The organism is Streptomyces sp. NPDC096193 (genome assembly GCF_040302905.1).
Classification (GTDB): domain Bacteria; phylum Actinomycetota; class Actinomycetes; order Streptomycetales; family Streptomycetaceae; genus Streptomyces.
Map to the genome: position 1 here is coordinate 1 of NZ_JBEOSJ010000067.1, position 1,895 is coordinate 1,895.

General features: G+C 70.3%; 1 protein-coding gene. It reads left to right on the top strand.

Annotation, left to right across the window (positions count from 1 at the left end; translation table 11 throughout):
- Positions 1 to 1,895 (top strand): non-ribosomal peptide synthetase (locus ABTX78_RS36065; RefSeq protein ID WP_352210977.1); only part of this gene is annotated, 1,895 nt, incomplete at both ends.

Here is a 1,895-nt window from a genome sequence, read left to right on the forward strand (position 1 = left end):
CTCGACGTGACGGATCAGCCCGCGGACAACCCCGTCACCGCACTCGCGCCCGATCATCCCGCGTACGTCATCTACACCTCCGGGTCCACCGGCCGGCCCAAAGGCGTCGTCGTCGCCCACCGCAATGTGGTGCGGCTCTTCGACGCCACCCGGAAGTGGTTCGGCTTCGGCTCCGACGACGTGTGGACGCTGTTCCACTCGTACGCCTTCGATTTCTCCGTCTGGGAGCTGTGGGGAGCGCTGCTGCACGGCGGCCAGCTGGTCGTGGTGCCCTACGAGGTCAGCAGGACGCCCGGCGCCTTCCTGGACCTGCTGGCCGATCACGGTGTCACCGTCCTCAACCAGACGCCGTCAGCCTTCTACCAGTTGGCGCAGGCCGACGCCGACGCCTCCCCGTCAGGCCGTGAACTCGCCCTGCGCACCGTGGTGTTCGGCGGTGAGGCACTCCAGCCGTCCCACCTCGCAGACTGGTACCGGCGCCACCCCGACGACACGCCGGCACTGATCAACATGTACGGCATCACCGAGACCACGGTCCACGTGACGTACCAGCCGCTGACCCGGGAGCGAGCAACCGCGGCGGCGGCCAGCGTCATCGGCGGCGGTATCCCCGACCTGCGGACGTATGTGCTCGGTCCGGGGCTGGAGTTGGTGGCGCCCGGCGTGGTGGGGGAGCTGTACGTCGCGGGGGCCGGCGTTGCCCGAGGCTATCTCGGCAGGCCTGGTATGACGGCCGAGCGGTTCGTGGCGGACCCGTACGCGTCTGAGCCCGGCACGCGGATGTACCGCACCGGTGACCTCGTGCGGTGGAACCAGGACGGCGAGCTGGAGTTCGTCGGCCGCGCCGACCATCAGGTCAAGATCCGCGGCTTCCGCATCGAACCCGGAGAAATCGAGAACGTGCTGACCGACCACCCCGACGTCGCCGAGGCCGCGGTGGTGGTCCGCGAGGAGCAGTCCGGCGATGCCCGCCTCATCGCTTACGTGGTGGCACGGGGAGCTCTCCGGGCAGGAGACGTACGGGAGTTCGCGCGGGACCGACTGCCCGACTACATGCTGCCGGCCGCCATCGTTGTACTGGACCGCATGCCGCTCACCGCCAACGGCAAGCTGGACAAGGCGGCGCTCCCGGAGCCGGACTTCACCGTGCCCAGGTCGGCGCGGGAGGCGCGCACGCCGCAGGAGCAGATCGTCTGCGATCTGTTCGCGCAGGTGCTGGGGCTGCCGCGGGCCGGCGTGGACGACGACTTCTTCGACCTGGGCGGGCACTCGCTGCTGGCCACCCGCCTCATCGGTCAGATCCGTGCGGCGTTCGGCGTGGAGCTGGAGCTGCGTGCGCTGTTCGACGGGCCGACGCCGGCCGCGGTGGCAGCACTCCTCGACACCGCGGGACCCGCTCGGCCGCCCCTGGCGGCGCGGGAACGCCCGCCGGCCCTTCCCCTCTCGTCCGCCCAGCGGCGGCTGTGGTTCCTGCACAAGATGGAGGGGCCGAGCGCCACCTACAACATCCCCCTCGTCGTACGGCTGACAGGCACACTGGACCGTGACGCGCTGCGTGCCGCTCTCGGTGACGTGGTGGCCCGGCACGAGAGTCTGCGGACGGTGTTCCCCGAGGCCGACGGCACTCCGTACCAGCACGTCCTCGACAGCGTGGGCGTGGAGTTGCCCGCCACCGACATCACCGCGACGGAGCTGCCGGAGGCCCTGAAGTCAGCGGCCCGGCACGCCTTCGACTTGGCAACCGAAATCCCTCTCCGCGCCGAGTTGTTCACGGTGTCCGAACACCGACACGCGCTGCTGCTGGTCGTGCATCACATCGCGGGTGATGGGTGGTCGCTGGGCCCGCTGGCCACTGACCTCACTCGTGCCTACTCCGCGCGGGTGGAGGGGCGGGT